Source organism: Kordia algicida OT-1 (assembly GCF_000154725.1).
GTDB lineage: Bacteria > Bacteroidota > Bacteroidia > Flavobacteriales > Flavobacteriaceae > Kordia > Kordia algicida.
The window spans coordinates 3,957,505-3,980,210 of record NZ_DS544873.1; the positions used below are offsets into that span (position 1 = coordinate 3,957,505).

Consider the following 22,706-nt stretch of genomic DNA (forward strand, 5'->3'; position numbering starts at 1 on the left):
AAAAACTCAAAATTTCATTAGAATTTATGCATATAGTATATCATGAACCTAACTATTAAATGCAAACTACAGAGTTACTTCATTAAATAATTATTAACCTTATTAACAACCAAAAATTAACACCAATGAAAAAAAAGTACCTTTCTTTAGGCTTGCTTGCCTTCGGTATGTTTTTTGCGCAAACTTCATTTGGACAAACAGACGCTGAAAAGCAAAAAATTGTGAGCCAATATGATGTTCAAGCACTAGAAGCATTACAAAACAAATTTACCGCAGCGCAAGCACAAGAAAAGCAGAATGCAATTCGACTAGCTCGGCAAAACGGTTGGGACATTAGAAAAACACTAGCTGATGGAACACTAATCGAAATTCAAAAAGTTACTCCAGACGGAACACCAATTTACTACACCACATTTAATGTAGATGCTGCAAGATCAACAAGAACAAATTTCTTGAATTCTGGAGGTGGATTAGGACTGAACCTTATGGGGCAGAATATGACCGCCCATGTTTGGGATGGAGGAGTTGCAAGAGCAACACACCAAGAATATGATGGGGCAGGAGGAAACAATCGTTTCTCTACAGGAGATTCTGGAGCTCTAAACTATCACTCTGCACACGTTACAGGAACCATTATGGCTTCTGGAGTTGTGGCAGATGCTAAAGGAATGGCGCCACACGCAAGTGCAGTAGGATATGACTGGAATAGTGATTTGGCAGAAGCAACTTCGGAAGCATCAAGCGGAATGTTGGTTTCCAACCACTCCTATGGTTTTAGAGGAGATTTAGTACCTGATTATTACTTTGGAGCATACATTACAGAATCTCGTGATTGGGATGAAATTATGTTTAACGCACCAAACTTTTTAATGGTAGTTGCCGCAGGAAATGATGGAAATCAAAATGGGTACAATGGAAGTCCTTTAGCAGGAAATAGCTCTTATGATAAATTAACAGGGCATTCAACTTCTAAGAATAACTTAGTTGTTGCCAACGCACAAGATGCTAGTATTGACGGAAGTGGAAACTTAGTTTCTGTATCTATCAATAGCTCTAGTAGTGAAGGTCCAACGGATGATTATCGTATCAAACCAGATATTACAGGAAACGGAACAGGCGTATACTCTACTTATCAAAACAGCGATACCGCTTATAATTCTATTACCGGAACATCAATGGCATCACCAAATGTAGCAGGTTCTGTATTATTATTACAACAACACTATAACAATACCAATGGTTCTTTCGCGAGAGCAGCTACCATAAAAGGTATTGTTTTACACACTGCAGATGATGCAGGATCTAATGGTCCAGATGCTGTTTTTGGTTGGGGATTAATGAATGCAAAGCGTGCAGCAGAAGCTATCTCTAACAATGGAAACGAATCTAGAATTGAACAATTGACATTAACATCCGGACAATCATACACAATTACTGTAGATTCTGATGGAGTAAATCCATTATTAGCTTCAATTTCGTGGACAGATCGTGCAGGAACAGCAACTACGGCTACAAATTCCTCTACGGCAGTATTGGTGAATGACTTAGATATTAGAGTAACAAAAGGAGGAACAACTTACAATCCGTGGAGATTAACGGGTGTTACAACAAATGGAAAAGGAGACAATACCGTAGATCCTTACGAAAGAGTAGACGTTTCTGGAGCTTCAGGAACATACACAATTACAGTAACACATAAAGGCTCTTTAGTCGGTGGAAGTCAAGACTTCTCACTAATTGTAACAGGATTGACAGGAACACCAGTGGTTTGTAATGCAACTACGCCAACAGGAGTTGCTACTTCAGGAGTTACAGATGCCGAAGCAACGGTTTCATGGACAGCAGTTCCAAGCGCTACGTATGATGTGCGATACCGTCAAGTAGGAACTAGTACGTGGATAACAAACCCTGTTTCTGGAACATCTACAACATTGACAGGATTGTCAGCAACAACTCAATATGAAGTGCAAGTGCGTAGTAAATGTACAAGTGGAAATTCTTCTTACAGTGCTTCTATAAACTTTACAACTACAGAATTCCAGCTAAATTATTGTGCTTCAAATGGAAATAGTGTGGCTGACGAATATATCAGTAGAGTACAGTTGGCAACTTTAGATAATAGCTCTGGAGCTGCGACTGGTGGATATGCTGATTTCACTTCAGAATCTACATCGTTAACAAAAAATCAGACATATACAATAACAGTGACGCCAACGTGGACAGGAACTACGTATAGCGAAGGCTATAGCGTTTGGATTGACTATAACCAAGATGGTGATTTTACAGATGCAGGTGAGCAAGTGTGGACACAAGCAGCGACACAAACAACACCTGTAAGCGGTTCATTTACGGTACCAACTTCGGCAACTAATGGTGCTACACGTATGCGTGTTTCTATGAAATACAATGGTGTTCCAACATCGTGTGAGTCGTTCTCGTATGGAGAGGTTGAAGATTATACTGTAAACATCAGTGCAGGTGTAGCAGATACGGTAGCACCCGTAATTACATTAAACGGCGCAGCAACGATCAATCTAACTGTAGGTGATTCGTTTACCGATCCAGGCGCAACAGCAACAGACAATGTTGATGGAAACTTAACGTCAAGTATTGTAGTGACAGGTTCTGTAAACACTTCTGTTGAAGGAACATATACATTAAACTATAATGTAAGTGATGCCGCAGGAAACGCAGCAACGCAAGTTTCTCGTACGGTAAATGTAAATGCAGCTAGCTCAGGAAGCTGTGCAGGACAAGTATCATCTTTCCCATACAGTGAAGGATTTGAAAATACTTTGGGTGCGTGGACACAATCTACAGCAGATGATATTAACTGGACCGTTGATGCATCAGGAACACCTTCAAGCAACACAGGGCCAAGTTCAGCAACAGAAGGATCATACTATATCTTTGTTGAAGCCTCTGGAAATGGAACAGGATATCCAACAAAACAAGCAATTTTAAACTCTCCATGCTTTGACTTAAGCGGAGAAACACAAGCTACATTTGCATTTGGTTACCACATGTATGGCGCAGCAGATATGGGAAGTATTTCAGTTGAAGCAAGTGACGACGATGGTGCTACATGGACATCTTTATGGAGTGAAACTGGAAACAAAGGAAACTCTTGGCAAACGGCAAGTATAGATTTAGCAGCGTATGTTGGTGGAACGGTACAATTACGTTTCAACAGAATTACAGGAGCTACTTGGCAAGCAGATATTGCAATAGATGATGTAAGTTTAACAACAAGTGGCGGAAGTGGACCATCTTGTTCTAATGTATCTCTATCAATTACTTTTGATAATTATCCAGAAGAAACAAGCTGGGAAATCACAAATAGTGGCGGAACAGTAGTTGCTTCAGGCGGAACGTACGGTTCTCAAGCAGATGGATCTACATTAAATATTGATGTTGGATGTTTAGATGACGGATGTTATGATTTCACAATTACAGACACGTATGGTGACGGAATTTGCTGTACGTATGGAAATGGTTCGTTTACGTTAACAAATGATGACACAGGCGCAACACTAGCTTCTGGAGGATCATTCACGTCGTCTGATACAACGAATTTCTGTTTAACAGGTACGACAACAACTTCTACTGACTATTATGTAACTACAAACGATGACACATTATTATCATCTTTTGAAATTCAAATCTATCCAAATCCTGTAAAAGGAGATCGATTGAATGTAAGAACAATGCAAGACAACGCAAGTTATGCCATCGTAAACATGATGGGACAAGAAGTTGCTAAAGGAAAAATAGTTTCAGGAACTGTAAATGTATCTACTCTAAGAGCAGGTGTATACATGATTCAAGTACAAGCTGGATCAAAAACAGTGACTAAGAAATTTGTAAAACAATAATACCCAGAATAACTAGTAAATTTAGAGTGTTAAAAAGCCCAAGCGCATATATGTGCTTGGGTTTTTTTAGGTTAATATTGCGGTATTTTTTTCGGAAGATAAGCCATTAACACTTTTGTAAAGATATTTTACTTAGTTTTGAAGTGTGATCCAGAAATCGAACATACTTAAAATACAGAGTGCATTCCTGCTTATCATTTTTATCATGATAAAACTAGGAGTGGCACATTCAGTTTCTCATGCCTTCTCAGATGATGACATTGCAGAGTGCGATCATTGTTTTTTAATTGTAGATTCCAATAAAACCTATTCTTTTGATTGCAATACAGAGACTTATACAAGCTCAATATCTCTTGTAGAATCTGCTCACAAACCTATCATAATATTATATAAAAATCCTATAATTAGAGCATATCACTCTAGTCAATTCTTCAACAAGCCACCGCCATCGGTTGCACATAGTATAGGATAAAATTTTTGTAATTCAATTCATTGAGTACCTATAAGATGCTACAAGTATATTGGAAAGCATCAAAGTATGTATTCGTTTTTTGAGCTTCCTATCCATTTCTCAACAAACATAATTCACAAAAACGCTTTATTACATTGCAAATCAATGTGATAAAAGGGTCACTATTTAATACCAATATTTATGATACTAATAGATAACCTTACCAAAACGTATGGAGATTTAACTGCTTTAGATTCACTTTGCTTACAAGTAAAAGAAGGTGAAATTTATTGCCTCTTAGGAGCTAATGGAGCAGGAAAAACGACTACCATCAATCTGCTTCTAGGGTTTATAAAACCTACTTCTGGAAGTGCTTTTATAAATGATATTAACGTTGTTGAACAACCAAAGCTTACAAAAAACTACTTGGCATACATTCCAGAAAACTTAATGTTATACCCAAGTTTAACGGCGGTAGAAAATCTTGATTATTTTTCAGGAATAGCCAATAAAAAATTCAACAAAGAAGAATTGGAAGCATTTCTAACAGAAGCAGGATTGCAAACATCAGCATTTCATAAATCAGTTTCCAAATATTCCAAAGGAATGCGACAAAAAGTAGGAATTGCTATTGCCTTAGCCAAAGATGCTAAAGTATTATTATTGGATGAACCTACTTCTGGACTCGATCCAAAAGCAAGTAATGAATTTGGACAATTACTACAAAAACTACGACAAAAAGGAGTTGCGACTTTAATGGCGACACACGATTTATTCAGAGCCAAAGAAGTAGCCACCACTATTGGAGTTATGAAAGATGGACAGTTAAAACACCAATGGTCAGTTGATGAACTTTCACTGAAAGAGCTAGAAGATAGTTACTTAGAAACAATGTCTTATAATTCACTATAGTCATGGTAATAGATACATTCAAAAAAGAAACCAAAGAATTATGGCGAGATGGTCGTGTTCGTATTGCTTTCATCATTGTATTACTTTTAACGGCGATTGCTACCTTTATTAGCACAAAACACTATCAAAGTATAAACGAGCAATACCTTGAAGCAAATACTACAGAAAGAGAAATTTGGGATAATCAAGGAGAAAAAAATCCACATTCTGCGGCGCATTATGGAACGTATGCATTCAAGCCGAAATACCCGTTATCTTTAATAGATCAAGGAGTTGATAAATACACAGGAACTTCCATCTTTTTAGAAGCTCACAAACGAAATGAAGCACAATTCGTAGCCGCTTCCGATCAAACAGGTTTGGCACGTTTTGGAGATTTAACGCCAGATTTTATTCTATTATTCATCATTCCGCTACTGCTCATTTTAGTAGCATACAATAGCATTACCAAAGAAAAAGAAAGAGGTACGCTTACATTGCTAAACAGTCAGGGTGCAATTGGTTGGAAAATAGTCTTAGGAAAGTGGCTTGCTATTTTTTTACCTATATTCATACTAGCATTTTTGCTATTCATACTTACAGGAATCTTACTTTCTAGTTTGCCAGATTTTGGCGTTTTTAGTTGGTCATCACTATTCACACTTTTTGGTACATATATGGTGTATTATGCCATCTTTATCAATTTAGTATTAATCATATCTGCATCTGTCAAAAAATCGGGAATTTCATTAGTACTATCATTAAGCGTTTGGATTTTAGTCTGCTTGGTGTTGCCTAAAGTAGCGAGCAATCTAGCAGAATACAAATATCCGTATCCGACAAGGCAAGAATTCAGTGAAAACATTGCGCAAGATAAAAAACAAGGATTGGATGGTCACAATCCGTGGAGCAAAGCCGCCAAAGAACTAGAAGAAAACACTTTAAAAGAATATGGAGTAGACAGTTTAAGTCAATTACCATTTAATTACGATGCGTACCGAATGCAAAAAGGAGAAGAACACGAAGCTGAAATTTACTTTAAGCATTACAACTATTTAAAAACGCAGTACGGAAATCAAAGTAGCATTTACCAAAAACTAGCAGCAATTTCTCCGTACTTACCTACACGATTTTTAAGTATGGCAATTGCGAAGACAGATTACAACACACATTGGGATTTTTCAGATGCCGCAGAAAACTATCGTATTGAAAGTCAAAAGTTTCTCAATGACCATTTTGCCAAAGAATCAAAATATGGAGAATGGGATTTTAAAGCAGATGCAGAATTTTGGAAAAAACTACCAAAATTTAACTACGAACCACCATCACTATCAGAAACAATCAAAACAAATACTTCTAGTGTTGTTATCATGTTGATATGGCTTGTTGGAACTTTTACATTGTTGTTTTTCACCACTAAATCGCTCTAAAAATGTTAAAATATAATTTTAAATATGAATGGCTACTATTGATCCGAAATCGATGGATTCAATTGCTTAGCATACTATTATTGTTACTTTTCGGATTTGCGGTTTACAACGGCGTTCAAAAAGTAGAAACACGTCAGGCAAATATTACTGCGGCAATCACAGAATTAAAATCGCAAGAAACAGAAACATTAAGCGTATTAGATTCTCTCGAAAAAGGACTGGAAGTTAGCGTATCAAGATGGCGATTGCCTTCAAGAGCAGTTGTGGTTGGAAACTCCTTATCGAGAGTTGTAAATATGCCAGCAAAATCAACCGCTTTTATAGCAACAGGACAATCAGATTTATTTGTACACTATGTAAAACCTACGGTTACAGGAGACGATCTATCTTTAAGCTATACTGAAATGACAAGTCCGGTACAATTACTCTTTGGAAGTTTTGATTTGGCATTTGTAATTATTTACCTATTGCCTTTATTAATCATCGCATTCTCTTTCAACGTGTTAGCTTCTGAGCGAGAAAGCGGAACACTAAAACTTTTGGCTTCTCAACCAATTCGTATCAGAGTTTGGGTATTGCAAAAATTAGGATTGCGCTTTTTTTGGTTGCTCTTGTGTATCATTGTAACATTAGTAATTGTCTTTGCCATTTTCAAATTTAATTTTGCTACAGGATGGACTTCATTAGTAGTATTGTTAAGCTACATCTTAGTATATGCGTTATTTTGGTTTGTATTGGCATTTGCGACAAACATTTGGATTCGTAGTTCGGCAAAAAACGCCATTGCACTTATAGGTTTTTGGGTATTCTTTGTACTCTTGTCTCCTTCTATCTTAAATCAGCAGAGTAATACGTTATATCCAATTCCATCACGTACATTAATGCTAAATCAAATGCGAACGCTCAAAGCAGAAGCAACTAAAAAACAAGATGAAATTTTGGATAATTATTTAAGAGATCATCCTGAATATGCCATTAATGATAGTACCCAAACGCGAAATTTTTACCACAGATACATGGCAACACAAAACTTGGTAAAAGAAGAGCTAAGTCCGGTGGTAGAAAAGTTTGAAACACAACTAGAACATCAGCATCAGTGGGTACATACATTCAGTTGGTTGTCGCCTGCGTTAACTGTTCAAAATGCACTAAATGATTTAGCAGGAACTTCCGAAAAAGACTATCAAAACTTTAGGCATCAAAGTTTAGAATTTGCTCAAGAATGGAGAAACTTCTTCATTACTTACATGTTCAACAATCAAAAATTCAAAAAAAGTGATTATCAAAAACTTCCCTCTTTTACATACACTTACAAAAATGAAGTTGGTTACTTAAGAATTTTAGGCTTGCTCGCCATTAGTTTCATCATTGTTGCATTTGTATTTATTCTAAAACCTATGAAATACTTAACTGTAACAGAATGATACTTCGATCAATTTCAATATTACTTTTATTATTTACATGTTTTTTGCAAGCACAAGAAGCGAATACTACAAATTTTTCGCCTCCAGAAATTCCTGTTGAAATTGAAGCGACAAAAATTACGAGTAAAATTGTGCTAGATGGACTTTTAGACGAAGCAGCATGGAGCAAAGCAAAACCGATCACAAACTTTTTTAAGGTGGAACCTGTACAGGGAGAAACCATAAAAAATGAAACTGAAGTACGCATACTTTTTGATGAAAAAAACCTCTACATTGGTGTATTCGCAAAAGATGCAGAAGGAAAAAAGGGAATACGTATACAAGATCTTAGGAGAGATTTTAACACGAGTGAAAATGATGTCTTCGGAATTCAAATAGATGCACAAAACACGAAACAATATGCAGTATCTTTCCAAACAACTCCGTATGGAAATCAATTGGATTTACAGAATTTTAACGATCGCATCACAGACACAAACTGGAATGCACTTTGGAATGTGCGTACACAAAGAACAGCGAAAGGATATTATGCAGAATTTGCCATTCCTTTCAAGTCAATTCGTTATGACAAACCTGTAGATGGCAAACCTGTTTCTTGGGGAATTACCTTTTACAGATTGGCACGTAAAGATTTTGAAAAAACGGTTTTTCCAGCCATTCCACAATCATTCTCTGAAAATAGAATGACCTATGCAGCAAAACTCACAGGCTTGGAAGTGCCGCCGCCTTCTGCCAACATACGTGTAGAACCGTATGCTTTATATCAATATGATGAAAACAAAGAAGGCAATGTAATTACCAACAAACTAAGTGAACCAAAAGTAGGTGGAGACGTCAAATGGGTTATCAATCCAGAAACGGTGCTCGACTTAACCATTAATACCGATTTTGCACAAGCAGATGTAGATAGAGCGGTAAACAATTTGGAACGATTTAATATCTTTTTTCCAGAACGAAGACAATTTTTCTTAGAAAATTCAGGAATTTGGGCAGGAAGCGACAACTTTCAACTAAAACCTTTTTTTAGTCGAACTATTGGTTTAGACAACAGCTTTAATGCACAACCAGCTCCGTTAGATTTTGGAGCGCGATATACCAATCGCGATGAAAAATCAACCATTGCGGCAATGGCAGTACGACAACGAAAAACGGACGAATCTGGTGGTAGCACTTTTGGAGTGGCGAGATACACAAAAAATTACAGCAAAGAAAATAATTTTGGTGCAATGCTTACCACACGTTTAGACGATCGTTTTAGTGCTTCTAATATTGATAATGCAACAAACACCACAATCACGGTAGACGGTTTAATTCGTCCCAAAAACGAAGTCACACTTTCCTACTTACTCTCAACTTCTATTGATAGCGAAATTGGCGGTTTGGGATATGCAGGGCGCGTTTTTGCAGGAAAACGTACCAACGATTACTATATGGGATACGTAAATATTTTTATCAGTGAAGAATACACACCCGATATGGGATTTGTATTTCAAAAAAACCTAATGTATCACAGTCCTGGAGGTTATGCTATTTTACGCCCAAAATCATTGCCTTTTATCAGGCGTTGGGATCCAGGAGCTTTTGTAAACTATTACCACGATTTAAAAGATTTTGGTAATTTTCAACAGGCAAGTATCTACATATTCCCAATCTTTATGTGGTTTAAAGACAATAGTTTCTTTGAAGCATCACTAACTCCAACATGGCAAAATATCAACTTTAATTTTGCGCCACTCGGAATCACTATTGAAGAATCAAAATATAAATACACACGATTTTTAACACGTTACAATACCGATCAATCTAAAAAATTATCAGCATCTGTAAGTTATGATTTTGGTGATTTTTACAACGGTACTCGAAACACGTTAAAAGCGAGTTTGCGTTATGCTCCAATGCCCAATATTTCATTTACGGCAAATTATGAGCATAACAACATTAATAGTCTTGGTATTCAAAATGAAAATTTGAATACAGATTTGTACACGGCAAATTTACGACTAGCCTTAAATCCAAGAGTACAATTTTCAAGTTTTTATCAATACAATAGTTTTGATGAACAAGGACGTTGGAATTTGAGATTAAGCTGGGAATACATGCCGTTATCATTTATCTATTTGGTATTTAACGAAATACAAACAGATGTATTTGATCCTACGTTACAAACAAGACAGTTCATTAGTAAAATTACTTTCTTAAAGCAGTTTTAATAAAAGGAGGATAACTAGGCTTTTTTCATACATACCACAATATGTTTTGGAGAAGGCCTATTATTCAATTCAATTCTCAAACATGTAGCAATTCATCTTCATCCAACAAACGTTCATTGCGCAATCTGAGTAAAATTTGTGCTACTGCGACAACATCTTTTTCGCAATACGTAATGATTCGATCAATGTCACCTTCTTCATAAAAAACATTGCGCACCTGACTGCCATCAATATCATCTTTTGGCGAAGGAATTCCCAATACCTTTGTCATCAAACGCAACGAAGTATAATGTTTGTAATCACCAAATTTCCACAATTCCATCGTGTCTAAATGTGCAATTTCCCAAGGTTTTTTTCCAAAAAGATTTAATTTAAAAGGCAAGGTAATTCCGTTGATAATCATGCGACGTGCAATGTAAGGGAAGTCAAATTCCTTTCCATTATGTGCGCACAACAAATGATGAGGTCTATTAAAATGTGTTTCTAAAAGCGCTTTAAACTCACGCAATAATTGTTCTTCTTCACCATGAAAAGAAGTCGTTCGAAATTGTCTGAGATCGCCTTTATTCGCAAAATAACCCACAGAAATACAGATGATTTTACCAAATTCTGCCCAAATTCCAGCACGGTCGTAAAATTCTTCAGGCGTAAATTCTTCCTTACGTTGATATTTCGTTTTCTGTTCCCAAAGCGTTTTTTCTTCGGTATCTAAATCGTCAAAATAAGGATACTCAGGCACGGTTTCTATATCGAGAAACAATACGTTTTCTAAATTAATTTTCTGTAACATTTGTCTTTGTTTTAGTACGTTTATGAGGGTAAGATTGTACTAGGAAGACATCGCTTGTTTACGTTTTAAAAGCTTTTCTTTGTAGAAAGACTTTTCAGCAATATATAAGGTTTTTATCACTTCTGCAAAAATCTGTTCATTAGTATTTTTTAAATACGTTGTCTTTTCAAGCGTCATTTCGTGGGTTGCTGCGACTTGTTTTTTGATTGCTTCAATTTCTTCATCTGTAATGATAAAATCACAAAATAAGTTTTCTTTCGCAGGACGTTTGTAATTTATAGTTGCTGCTTTATCCCAAACCACATAGGTTTCTCCCAAAATTTGCATGAGTTGAATCATATAAATTGGATCGGTTGCAGCAAACATACTTCCACCAAAGATGGCACCTACATAATTCTTGTTTTTATAACTCAATGGAACTTTAATTCGTACTTTTTTCATGTCATCTGTAATGTGAACAACACGCGCAGTCGTACGACGATACATGGGCGACAGATTGAATCCGTATTTAAAAATTGCCGCAGTAGACATGAATTTTTTTAAGAAGTTGGTAGCAATTCTATACATATTTTTTGTGAATCTTTAATTTAAAAAAGCGATTGTTGTTTTACAGGACTTTCATGCGCAAGCAACCATTTTTTTCGCCACAATCCGCCAGCATACCCTGTAAGCGAACCATCACTTCCTATAACTCTGTGACACGGTGTGACAATCCATAACGGATTTTTTCCATTAGCTGAAGCTACCGCACGAATGGCTTTGACATCGCCCAGCTTTTTAGAAAGCTCCAAATACGAACAGGTTTTTCCAAACGGAATTTTGTTCAGTTCTTTCCAAACTCTTTGTTGAAAATCAGTTCCTTCAGGTGCTAAAGTCAAATCAAAATCAGTGCGTTTTCCCTCAAAATATTCTTTGAGTTGTGTGATACATTCTTGTAGTATTGGTGGAATAATTTCTGAGTTTGAAACAGTTGATTTATCATCTAAAACAGAAATTGAAAGAATGCCTACATCACTAGAAACTATTCTTGCAATTCCTAAAGGAGTTTCAATATGTGTTGTATGTATATTCATCGGGCTAAAAGGCATGCTTCATCGATAAAACAATTATAATCGCGGATGAAGAACATTTTTTTCATAGCTTTACTGTGCGCGAATAGTTTTTATTTTTAGCTGAAATTTCAACAAAAATTTGTAGCTTTATAAAGTGCAATTCGCACAAAAGAAAGTTGTTAGTAGTTGGTGATTTGAGTAAAAAATTTACCAATGATAAATGCCCAGTCGATTTATTCTTCTGGGTTATTTTTTTCAATCAATCCTAACTTTTTTGCTCTGTTTTCCCAGCTTTTACGTGCTAGTTGTTGCAAGTCAGCTACATTATCACTTTCGTCCATAATTTCCAATCCAAGTAAGGTTTCAATCACATCTTCCTGACTTACCAAGCCACTTACCGAACCGTATTCGTCAACAACTAATGCAATATGTTCGCGGTGTTCAATCAATTTTTCAAATAATTCCGGTATTGGTAAATTACGATCGGTAACCAATAAATCTCGCTTTATAGAAGATAATGGTTGATCGCCTTTTCCACGAATAATTGCTTCCATCATCTTATCTTTCAAAATATAACCGATAATATCATCTGCTTTTTCTCCGTGAATTGGAATTCGTGAAAATTTCAAGTCTGGGTTTTCATCAAAAAACTCCTGAATCGTTTTCTCAGAAGTATCAATTTTCAATACAGATCGTGGTGTCATGATATCTTTTACAAGAATATCTTTAAAGCCTAACAAATTACGAATCACTTTACTTTCAGATTCTTGAAAAACACCTTTATCTGTAGCAATTTCCGCCATTGCACTAAAATCTTCACGACTCAAAATACTTTCTCCATGACCTTTACTGCCAATAATTTTGGTAAATAATTGTAAAATCCACAGAATTCCAGAATACTTTAAAATAAGCACCATAATCCCGAGTGTTTTCGTGGTAAAATTTGCGAGTTGTTTCCAATACTTAGCACCAATTGTTTTTGGAATAATTTCGGAAGCAACCAAAATTAAAATCGTCATCACTACCGAAATAATAAAAACGCCGTAACTATCTTCGTCACCATATAATTTTTTTGCTTCCGTACCTACCATAATCGCACCAACAGTATGCGCAATAGTATTTAAGGTAAGAATAGCAATTAAAGGTTTATCTACATCTTTTTTCAATGCTTTTAACGCATCTGCATAAGGTTTTCCTTCCTTTTTCTTAATGTTTACAAAAGTTGGCGTTACACTGAGTAACACAGCTTCCAAGATGGAACATAAAAATGAAAAGAAGATAGAAACTAATCCGTATAATATTAATAGTGTCATGGTATTTTAAAAATTGTATATGGCGAATTTAGCTAATATTTTGTATAATGTTTTGAGATAAGCATCTGAATATGCTAAGTTTCTGTTTTTTCGATGATTTTCTTCGATATCTGACTTGTTTTTACAGTGAAATAATTACCAACCACGATATTTTGGCGGTTTCACATCATTCAAATTCAAATACACAATCAATTGTCCTCTGTGATGTGTTACATGATCTTGCAATAAATTTAAAATCTGTAATTTGGTTTTTGGACCTGCGAAGAATTCCACAATTTCTTTTAATTCCTCTGGAGAAGCCTTTTTGATAATGGTTGAAGTGTTATCGAATGCTTCCTTGATCGCGGCAATCACTTCCGCTTTGGTAGTATAACTTGGTTTTTCAGCATCCTTTTTCTTTTCCTTTGAAAAATAAGTAGTACTCAGCCAATCCATATTTCCTTTGATGTGTAACAACTGGTCACGAAAGGTTTTTTGACGCTCCGTAGGTTTGTAATTGTATTTGTCTTCTGGCATTGCTTCTGCAATTTCTACCAAATAATTTTTAGAATTCTCCCATTTTTCCAAAAAAGCAGAAATTGGTGTGTCTTGTGCTTTCGCGAATAAACTCGCAACTAAAAAAAGTAGCAAAAGATATTTTTTCATAGGTGATCTTAATTCGTGTAATATAAAATAGATTGTATGTCTTCGTCAGTAATTTTAGGTGAAATTAAACATTTCCGTTCCTTACTTTTTAATATCGATAGATAAGCAGCTTTGCGAACTTTAAAAAAAGAATCAATATTTTTTCCTTCTTCAAGAGAACGATTATTTACAGCACGTAATGCTGGTCCTGTAGAAAGTGCGTCTAATTTATGACAGGCTGCGCATTTTGCTTTAAATAAATCACGTCCTATTATTGATTTTTCATCATTCGGATCATTATACCATTCAGGATATACAACTCCACAAACACCAACTGGTTTGGCAGCAGCCAATTTTTCTAGTTCTTGCGTATTCACATAAAACAACATCGTTGCACCTGCAAGAATGATACATATAAATATGGAAAAGGCAACTTTCACACGTAAAAGTTACGATAATAATTTAATAACATCTTTGGCAAAATAACTCGCAATCATATCTGCGCCAGCGCGCTTGAATGCCATCATCGATTCCATCATTACCTGATCGTGATTTAGCCAACCTTTTTCGGCCGCTGCTTTTATCATTGCATATTCGCCACTTACTTGGTATACGGCAACTGGTACATCAAATTCATTCTTCACGTCACGTACAATATCTAAATATGCCATTCCAGGTTTTACCATCACAATATCTGCGCCTTCGTCAATGTCCATTTCAGTTTCACGCAGTGCTTCAAAACGATTTGCAGGATCCATTTGGTAAGTTTTTTTATCGCCAAAACCAGGTGCAGAATCGAGTGCATCACGGAACGGTCCGTAAAAAGCAGATGCGTATTTTGCGCTGTAACTCATAATGCCAACATCGGTAAAGTTTTCATCTTCTAAGGCTTCACGAATACTTAAAATGCGTCCGTCCATCATATCACTTGGTGCAACAAAATCGGCTCCAGCTTCTGCATGCGAAACGCTCATTTCTGCTAAAACTTCTACGGTGTCATCATTGATAATTTTTCCATCTTCCACAATGCCATCATGTCCAAAAGAAGAATACGGATCTAGTGCCACATCAGTCATGACAATCATATCGGGACAGGTATTTTTAATCGTTTTAATAGCGCGTTGCATCAAACCTTCCGGATTTAAGGCTTCAGTTCCTTTATTATCTTTCAAATTATCTGGCACTTTTACAAACAGTAAAACCGATCGCAATCCTAAACTCCATAACAATTTTAGTTCGTCAACTAACGTATCTAAACTATGTCGATAGTAATTGGGCATTGACGGAATTTCTTCCTTTACACCTTTGCCTTCAACCACAAAAAGTGGCACTAAAAAATCGTTGGCAGTAATGCTATTTTCTCTTATCAAACCGCGAATGGCAGCATTGGTACGTAAACGTCTATTTCTTCGAAGTGGAAACATAAATTCTTATTTAAAAATAAATCGAGACATCTAAAATATCTTTTCTATTTTAGATGTCGCAAAGATAATGAATAATACAACCAATACACCGAAAGTCATCTCAAACTCGCCTTTTGAAACCTTACAATTTCAATTTTCATGGCGAAATTATCAAGAGCAATTTTTAGCGCATTTTGACACACATCTCAATGACAATCATTTGCATGTGGTTGCTCCGCCAGGATCTGGAAAAACGATTCTTGGCTTAGAAATGCTCCGCAGAGTGCAAAAGAAAACGATTGTATTTGCGCCAACGTTGACAATTCGGAATCAGTGGAAAGATCGATTGTTGTCTTTTTTTACAAACGATAACGCTTTCGCGGATTTTTCTTTTAATTTAAAAAAGCCTGCATCACTTACCTTCGTCACTTACCAATCCTTACATGCGTTTTACAAAACCTTTGAAACAAAAGAAGATTTTTTAGTCTTTTTTGAAACCTACGGAATTGAAGCTGTGGTATTGGATGAAGCACATCATTTGAAGAATGAATGGTGGAAATGTTTGTTTGCGCTGAAGGATGATCGAAAGTTGACAACAATTGCGCTAACAGCAACGCCACCAATTGATAGTACCGATCAAGAATTATCTCGCTATTTTGAATTGTGCGGACCAATTGATGAAGAAATCGCCGTGCCCGATTTGGTGAAAGAAGGTGATTTATGTCCGCATCAAGATTATATTTATTTTTCTGAACCAAATCAGGAAGAAGTCAGCGCAATTGAAGGTTATCGTGAAAAAGTTGCTGATTTTGTTTTGCAATTAAAAACAGACGAGCAGTTTTTATTTTTGCTAGAAACACATCGTTTTTTATCAGCAACCGACGATCATTTGGAAGCCATTTACAAAGAGCCAAGTTACTTGTCGAGCATTTTAATTTTTCTAGATGCAGTTGGCAAAAAGATCAATCCGTATGTATTTGAAGTTTTAGGATTTGATAAAAGTCAGGAAGGATTGTTGCCAAAATTGACGAATGATTGGATTGAATTTTTAATACAGCAAATTTTGTTTGCAGATCGAGAACAGTTGCCGCAACACGAAGAATATTTACAAAAGCTAGAAAATCATTTGCGTCGTAACGGAATGCTTCAAAAGAAACGTGTGCAATTTTTTGGCGACAATCAATTATATAAAACCTTGGCAAACAGTCCGAGTAAATTACAAAGTATTGTAGACATTGTACAACAAGAATACCGAAACCTAGATACCGAATTGCGCGCGGTAATTTTGACCGATTACATCAGGAAAGAATTTTTAAAATTTACACATATTGATGCGGTAAATCAATTAGGAGTTTTGCCAATTTTTCAATATTTGCGAACTTCTTTAAAACGTATTGATTCCATCGGCGTACTTTCTGGAACCATAGTGATTATTCCAAAAGATTGTTTGTCAATTTTAAATGAATTTCATCCAGAAAAAAACTACACTTATAAATCGTTGGATTACGATGATAGATTTGTAATAATTGCGATAAACACAAAAGTAAAATCTAGTTTGGTTGCCGATATTACCAAACTTTTTGAACTCGGACATATTAACGTATTGATCGGAACAAAATCATTATTGGGTGAAGGTTGGGATTCGCCAGCCATCAATAGTTTGATTTTAGCATCTTTTGTGGGTTCGTATGTTTCTTCCAATCAAATGCGCGGTCGTGCCATTCGTTCACAAGAAGGAAATCCGAGCAAAGTGAGTAATATTTGGCACTTGGCGTGTATTGATCCAACAGTGGACGATGGCGGAGACGATCTAGAGAAATTGGTACGTCGTTTTCATGCTTTCGTAGGTATTTCAAATACAGAACCCATTTATATCGGCACAGGAATTGGTCGTTTGGCATTGCCGATGACGTTTGATCGTGAAATCATTCAAAATGTAAACCAAAGTACTTTCGCGAAAGCGGCAAAAAGAAAAGAAATCAAAACCATTTGGGAAACTGCGATAGGAGAAGGAAACGTGCTGACAACCGAAATACAATATTTTACTGAGCAACCGAAATTGGAAGTAAAACGCAAACAAGTCTATCGACGAAATTTGGCAACCTATATTTCTGCGGAAATTTCTTTGGGCGTTTTGGTGGTTGCAGGAGAAATTTATTTGCAAACCATACTCAGTACTTTGCCACCTGGAATTATCTATTCCTTTTATAGTTTGGTTGCGATATTGGGAATCTTTTTAGGATTTAAAATCTTTAAAAATATTAGAACCTTTCAACAGTCGCGTTTTGTTCATGATAAGATTGACGAAATAGGAAAAACAGTATTACATTCGCTACACGAACTCGGTTATATTACGACGAATCTTTCTGAAATTCGTATTACTTCAGAAACAGTATATGAAGGCGGAACCCTTTGTAATATTCATGGAGCCACACGCGTAGAAAGTTCACTGTTTGTAAAAGCCTTGCAGGAAATTCTAGATCCTGTGGAAAATCCGCGATATATTATTGAAAAAACAGCGCTTTTTGGTGAAGTGACCGATTGGCAACATTACTATCCAGTTCCTACTATTTTTGGCGGGAAAAAGGAAGAAGCTACTGTGTTTTTAAAGCATTGGCGGGCAAATGTTAGCGGCGCAAAAATGCATTTTACCCGAACAGTTGAAGGAAGAAAATTACTCATCAAAGCACGATTGTTTCATGTAACCAATATGTTCAAAAATAACACGAAGAAAGAAGTGATTTGGAAGTGATTTTTGTTTTATTTGATGAGAATCAGCTAATTTTGATTGAAAACTAGATATCAACTTATGCAAATATTATTTTTTCTACTAATTTTTATAATTAGTTTCAGCTCTTTAATTATTACTTTTATTGCGATTGTTAAAATTTTGAGTAATGACTTTAATGATTCAAAACCAAAATGGATTTTAATTTCTATGATCGCTTTCATTGGTCCAGTTCTTTGGCTGACGAAAGGTAGAAAATTACTAATTAAAAAGGAGGATCAACAATTTGTTGAAAAAAAAGAGAAAATTTCTCTTAAAGAGCATTATTCTGAATTATTCAAAAATATTGGAATACCTTTAAAAGTATTTTTTCTACTTTCAGTACTTCTGATTGGATTTGGGTATTTTGCAAGGTTATTTCATATTTATTTTTTCTGGGAAAGTACATCTGTTGGATTTGTATTGTTGTTAATTGCATTGGTTAAGTTTTTTTCAGAAGACATAAGTCTTCGTATTGAAAATCAGTTAAATAAAATCTTTTGCTATGCAGTAATAGTCGTGTTGTGTGGTACTATTTTCTTTAAAATTTTAATCACTACGATTATATTCAATAGTAACGCATTTATCGCTGCTAAAAATTATCTAAAAAAGGATTCAGAGTTAATTTCTGAGATTGGTGAAATTGAATCTTTCTCTTTTCTTCCCAAAGGTAGCATGAGCATTCATAAAGATCAATATGGTACCGTTGGAAACGCAGATATGACGATCATTATAAAAGGCAAAAAGAAATATGTTGAAAAGAATATTTTATTAATTAAAAAATTGGAAGAAGACTGGACAGTGATTCAGCAATAGTATTAGAAAGTAAATGGTATCGTTTTTGATGCAAATATTTCGAATGAAAAGCAAAATTTTTCTTGATGATTTCCGTTAGTAATTAACTAACTTCCAAATATTAACATTAAAAACCGACGCATTATGAAAAGTAAATTTCTAAAACTCAACAAAGCTTGTAGCGAACAATGGGACACTATGAAACCGAACGAAAAAGGTAGTTTCTGTGATGTTTGCGCTAAAAATGTGATCGATTTTACGGAATTAAGTACATTAGAAATTTCAGAAAAAATTAAAAAGTCAAAAGGAGAAATTTGCGCACGATTGACCAAAACACAATTGGAAACTCCGTTAATTGATCTTGAAATTCAGAAAAATTATAAGCTTCCATATTCAAATATTGCAGCGACCGTTTTGCTAGCTTCTACTTTAGCCATTGGCAATACAGCGTACGCACAAAATGAAAAAGTACCCACAGAATTTGTTCAAAACACCGAGTTATCTTCAACCTCAAAGATCAAACGAAATCAAACAAAATCGACTCCAACAACGTCAGATGATTTTATAACTTTTAAAGGAAATGTAAAAGATTCTCAAGAAGGAAAGCCTGTAAAAAATGCTAAAATTACATTGGTTACAGTTCAAAAAATACTCACCACACATAGTCTGGAAGATGGAACATTTTCTTTAGAAATTCCTGTAGATTGTATAGACGATGCTAACGTGATTAGAGTGACATATAATGTGGAAAAATCAGAAGATGGTAAAAGAGATATTCGTGTCTATGATACAAAAGATTATGTATTGTCTAAAGAAGAAATAAGTTCAGAATACACTATAGAAGCAACGCCAATAGTATACATTCTTGGTGGTATTGGTGGACATTATGTAGAAAAAGATCCTGTAATTCTTCAAAACCAGAAGCGAATCAGTTATAAAGACTTTAGAAAAGCACAATATGGAAAGAAAAGTAGTTGTAATTTAGAAAATAAGGATGTAATGTATTTTGAAAGAGCAGCAGCTGTGGCTATATACGGAAAAGAAGCCGAAGCAGGTTTGTATATTTTAGTAGATAAGCCTACGAAATAAAATTAAAAATCCACGTATATACGACCATCATTCCCAATACAATACCACCAACGAGCATTACATCGTTGGTGAATAAAGTTCCAAAAATTCCAACGCAAAGCATGGCAATTCCGTAGAAAAGTCCAGTGAGTTGCGCTTTTTTGCTTTCTTTTAAAAATGATCCTGGTAAAGGTAATAATGCACAGAAAAAGGTAAATCCTAACAGCATAAAAAGTTGATTTCCAGTGATGAAAAAGGCGACAACTCCCAAAATTCCTGCAAGTGTCAATCCACCAAAAGCGTAACCGCTATATTTTTCTTTGTCTGTAAGCAAATATTTTCCATAAGAATCTGCCAATAAAATGGTATTGGATAACGATTCCATAATCCATCCGCCAAGAACGAAAATCAAGTATACAATGACTAACGGAATGACTAGATAAGTCAAATCGGAAGCTCGTAATAATTTGATTCCAACACGATACGCCACATACAAACCAATGATAAAAATCCATTGATTTTGAGACGATTGTTTGCTCATCCAAAAGGCATATTTTAAATACCATTTGTACAAAAAGTTCTTCGATTTTAAAGCTGTTGCCATACCTTCATGCGCATATTGCATGTTTGGATTGAGTTGTAAAGCTTGTTTAAAATGATGCAAAGCTTTTTCAGTATCGCCATTTTCCAATGAAACCCAACCTACATTGGCGTGTGCATAATCATCTTCTGCGTTATCGTATAAAATATGCTCTACAGTTTCATTGGCTTCTTCCTTTCGATTGAGCTTGGTAAGCAAACGCACACGAATGTTTAAACATGCTGTATTTTTTGGATCGAGTTGCAAACCTTCATTGACAAAATGTAAAGCTTGTTCAAACTTTTTTTTATCCATTAATAACGCGCCTTTAAATCCGAAATAATCTGCTTGATACGGATCTAACTCAATACTTTTGTTTACCAATTGCAATGCGTGATAGATATTTTCTCTCCGTGAAGCAATTTGCGCTTTTAGGAAGAATAAATTCCCTTCGTTTGGTGTTTCATGCAATAACTCATCAAGCACTTTTGAAGATTTATCGTAGTCCTGAATGTTAAAAAAGCAAAGAGCCAAATAGTATTTGCTCGCGTAATTGTGAACACTTTCAGAAACGGCTTGTGTCAAATACGTAATAGCTTCTTGAAAACGTCCTAATTCGAACAATTGTACACCGCGTTGATGATTTTTTGATTCCATTACTTTTTGATTTTTAAATAGGCTAAAATATCATCATATAATCCGCTATCATTGGCGTACAACGCATAGTTTTTAGAAGATACAAACCATTCTTTCGTGCTTGGTTTTACTTTTTTGATTGCTTTTAATATGTCTTTGGTATTTAATGGTTTTGGAATGCCATCTTTGAAAGAAGCTTCTAGTTTACGTTCAATAGCAACATCAATCGCCGCTTGAATGTCTGCACCCGAAAATTCTTTGGCAGCTTTTGCCAACGCCATATAATCAATGGTTTCCGTTGGTTTTTCTTTGAGGTGAATGTTGAATATTGCCGCTTTTGCTTCCACATCTGGTGGCGATACAAATATGATGCGATCAAAACGTCCTGGACGACGAAACGCTGGATCTAAATGCCAAGGTGCATTGGTTGCACCAAGTACAAGAATTCCGTCATTATCCGCGTCAATTCCATCTAATTCTGCTAGAAACTGATTGATAACTGATCTTCCCGAAGTTTTATTGACATCGTTACGATTCGCGCCAAGCGCATCAATTTCATCAATAAAAACTACACAAGGTTTGTTGGCACGCGCGACTTCAAAGATTTCATGTAAATTTTTCTCCGAATTTCCAATCCACATATCCAAAATATCATTGATGCCAATGTTGATAAAATTTGCGTTGATTTCGCCTGCAGTTGCACGCGCAATATGAGTTTTTCCACATCCTGGCGGACCGTATAATAAAATTCCGCCACCAATTTTTTTGCCATAGGCTTTGTATAAATCTTGATGTTCTAAAGGCTTGATGATTTTAAGATCAATCTCCTTTTTAATGTCTTCCATACCACCAATACTTGCAAAATTAGTCGTTGGTTTTTTAAGGAATGACAAACCATCTTCATCGATAAAATCGGGTTCGCGGGTTGTATTTACTTTTAACACATTGTCAAAATCTTCGTTGTTGTAACTTGGATCAAGACTTAGTATTTCTTTATATGTTTCTTGTGCATCACTAAAATTTTCTTGATTGATTTGACAATAGCACAGCAATTCAAGATACTTTTTTTCAGGACGTACTTTTATAATTTCTTCCAATAATACTTCAGAAGCAGTAATTTTTTGTTGTTTGTAAAAGCAACTTGCCAATTCGTATTTAGCTTCTACGTGATTTTCGTCCAAATCGATAACTTCAATCAATTGTTGTTCAGCTTCCGCGAAACTTCCTTGTTGCATGTATAATTTTGCAATTTGAAGTTTGAGCGGAATATTATTTGGGGAAAATTTTAATGCTTCTAATAAACTTTCTAACATTCGTTTAATTTTTTATCAAGATACTGACTTTATACCAAATCTACTATAAAATGCAACATATAAACTCGTTCATTTGGCATTCTA

Annotated in this window: 17 protein-coding genes; 8 read left to right on the forward strand and 9 right to left on the reverse strand. The window is 35.4% G+C overall.

Annotation, left to right across the window (positions count from 1 at the left end; translation table 11 throughout):
* Positions 1-125: 125 nt before the first annotated feature.
* From KAOT1_RS16955 to KAOT1_RS16975, 5 genes are all read left to right on the forward strand, one after another.
* Positions 126-3,875, forward strand: coding sequence for a S8 family serine peptidase (locus KAOT1_RS16955; RefSeq protein WP_007096101.1), 3,750 nt, complete (start codon positions 126-128; stop codon positions 3,873-3,875).
* A gap of 652 nt (positions 3,876-4,527) precedes the next feature.
* The gene (locus KAOT1_RS16960; RefSeq protein WP_007096102.1) at positions 4,528-5,238 is read left to right on the forward strand and encodes an ABC transporter ATP-binding protein; all 711 of its coding nucleotides are present in this window, start codon (positions 4,528-4,530) and stop codon (positions 5,236-5,238) included.
* 2 nt (positions 5,239-5,240) lie between these two features.
* Positions 5,241-6,647: an ABC transporter permease gene (locus KAOT1_RS16965; protein WP_007096103.1), complete on the forward strand. Its 1,407-nt coding sequence runs from the start codon at positions 5,241-5,243 to the stop codon at positions 6,645-6,647.
* 2 nt (positions 6,648-6,649) lie between these two features.
* Positions 6,650-8,071 carry a DUF3526 domain-containing protein gene (locus tag KAOT1_RS16970; RefSeq protein ID WP_007096104.1) on the forward strand — a complete coding sequence of 474 codons (1,422 nt, stop codon included), beginning with the start codon at positions 6,650-6,652 and terminating at the stop codon, positions 8,069-8,071.
* Positions 8,068-10,281, forward strand: coding sequence for a DUF5916 domain-containing protein (locus tag KAOT1_RS16975; RefSeq protein ID WP_007096105.1), 2,214 nt, complete (start codon positions 8,068-8,070; stop codon positions 10,279-10,281). Before KAOT1_RS16970 ends, KAOT1_RS16975 begins: the two co-directional genes overlap by 4 nt.
* A gap of 76 nt (positions 10,282-10,357) precedes the next feature.
* Here KAOT1_RS16975 and KAOT1_RS16980 read toward each other — a convergent pair whose 3' ends face one another.
* The 7 genes from KAOT1_RS16980 to hemB form a co-directional block, all read right to left on the reverse strand.
* Entirely contained in the window at positions 10,358-11,071 is a 714-nt protein-coding gene (locus KAOT1_RS16980) for a 3'-5' exonuclease (protein WP_007096106.1), read from the reverse strand.
* A 39-nt stretch (positions 11,072-11,110) separates the two neighbouring features.
* Positions 11,111-11,638, reverse strand: coding sequence for a DUF4442 domain-containing protein (locus KAOT1_RS16985; RefSeq protein ID WP_007096107.1), 528 nt, complete (start codon positions 11,636-11,638; stop codon positions 11,111-11,113).
* A 20-nt stretch (positions 11,639-11,658) separates the two neighbouring features.
* Entirely contained in the window at positions 11,659-12,144 is a 486-nt protein-coding gene (locus KAOT1_RS16990; protein ID WP_007096108.1) for a methylated-DNA--[protein]-cysteine S-methyltransferase, read from the reverse strand.
* A 212-nt stretch (positions 12,145-12,356) separates the two neighbouring features.
* Positions 12,357-13,436, reverse strand: coding sequence for a CNNM domain-containing protein (locus KAOT1_RS16995; protein WP_007096109.1), 1,080 nt, complete (start codon positions 13,434-13,436; stop codon positions 12,357-12,359).
* A 135-nt stretch (positions 13,437-13,571) separates the two neighbouring features.
* A complete protein-coding gene (locus tag KAOT1_RS17000; protein ID WP_007096110.1) occupies positions 13,572-14,081 on the reverse strand; it encodes a DinB family protein in 510 nt (169 codons plus the stop codon).
* Positions 14,082-14,089: 8 nt separating this feature from the next.
* Complete coding sequence (locus KAOT1_RS17005) at positions 14,090-14,500, reverse strand: c-type cytochrome (RefSeq protein WP_157560165.1); 411 nt, start codon at positions 14,498-14,500, stop codon at positions 14,090-14,092.
* Between the two features lie 9 nt (positions 14,501-14,509).
* Positions 14,510-15,484 carry a porphobilinogen synthase gene (gene hemB / locus KAOT1_RS17010; protein WP_007096112.1) on the reverse strand — a complete coding sequence of 325 codons (975 nt, stop codon included), beginning with the start codon at positions 15,482-15,484 and terminating at the stop codon, positions 14,510-14,512.
* A gap of 67 nt (positions 15,485-15,551) precedes the next feature.
* Between hemB and KAOT1_RS17015 the strand changes: the two genes are divergently transcribed.
* The 3 genes from KAOT1_RS17015 to KAOT1_RS22105 all read left to right on the forward strand — a co-directional run bounded on the left by KAOT1_RS17015 (position 15,552) and on the right by KAOT1_RS22105 (position 20,114).
* The gene (locus KAOT1_RS17015) at positions 15,552-18,215 is read left to right on the forward strand and encodes a DEAD/DEAH box helicase family protein (RefSeq protein ID WP_007096113.1); all 2,664 of its coding nucleotides are present in this window, start codon (positions 15,552-15,554) and stop codon (positions 18,213-18,215) included.
* Between the two features lie 57 nt (positions 18,216-18,272).
* A complete protein-coding gene (locus tag KAOT1_RS17020; RefSeq protein ID WP_007096114.1) occupies positions 18,273-19,046 on the forward strand; it encodes a hypothetical protein in 774 nt (257 codons plus the stop codon).
* Between the two features lie 123 nt (positions 19,047-19,169).
* Positions 19,170-20,114 carry a hypothetical protein gene (locus KAOT1_RS22105; protein ID WP_007096115.1) on the forward strand — a complete coding sequence of 315 codons (945 nt, stop codon included), beginning with the start codon at positions 19,170-19,172 and terminating at the stop codon, positions 20,112-20,114.
* On the opposite strand, the gene KAOT1_RS17030 is transcribed toward KAOT1_RS22105, so the two are convergent.
* Both KAOT1_RS17030 and KAOT1_RS17035 read right to left on the reverse strand, forming a co-directional pair.
* Positions 20,104-21,330, reverse strand: coding sequence for a tetratricopeptide repeat protein (locus KAOT1_RS17030; protein WP_007096116.1), 1,227 nt, complete (start codon positions 21,328-21,330; stop codon positions 20,104-20,106). The two genes, KAOT1_RS22105 and KAOT1_RS17030, sit on opposite strands and share 11 nt — an antisense overlap.
* Positions 21,330-22,622 carry an ATP-binding protein gene (locus tag KAOT1_RS17035; protein WP_007096117.1) on the reverse strand — a complete coding sequence of 431 codons (1,293 nt, stop codon included), beginning with the start codon at positions 22,620-22,622 and terminating at the stop codon, positions 21,330-21,332. The genes KAOT1_RS17030 and KAOT1_RS17035 overlap by 1 nt, the downstream gene beginning before the upstream one ends.
* Between the last annotated feature and the right edge of the window lie 84 nt (positions 22,623-22,706).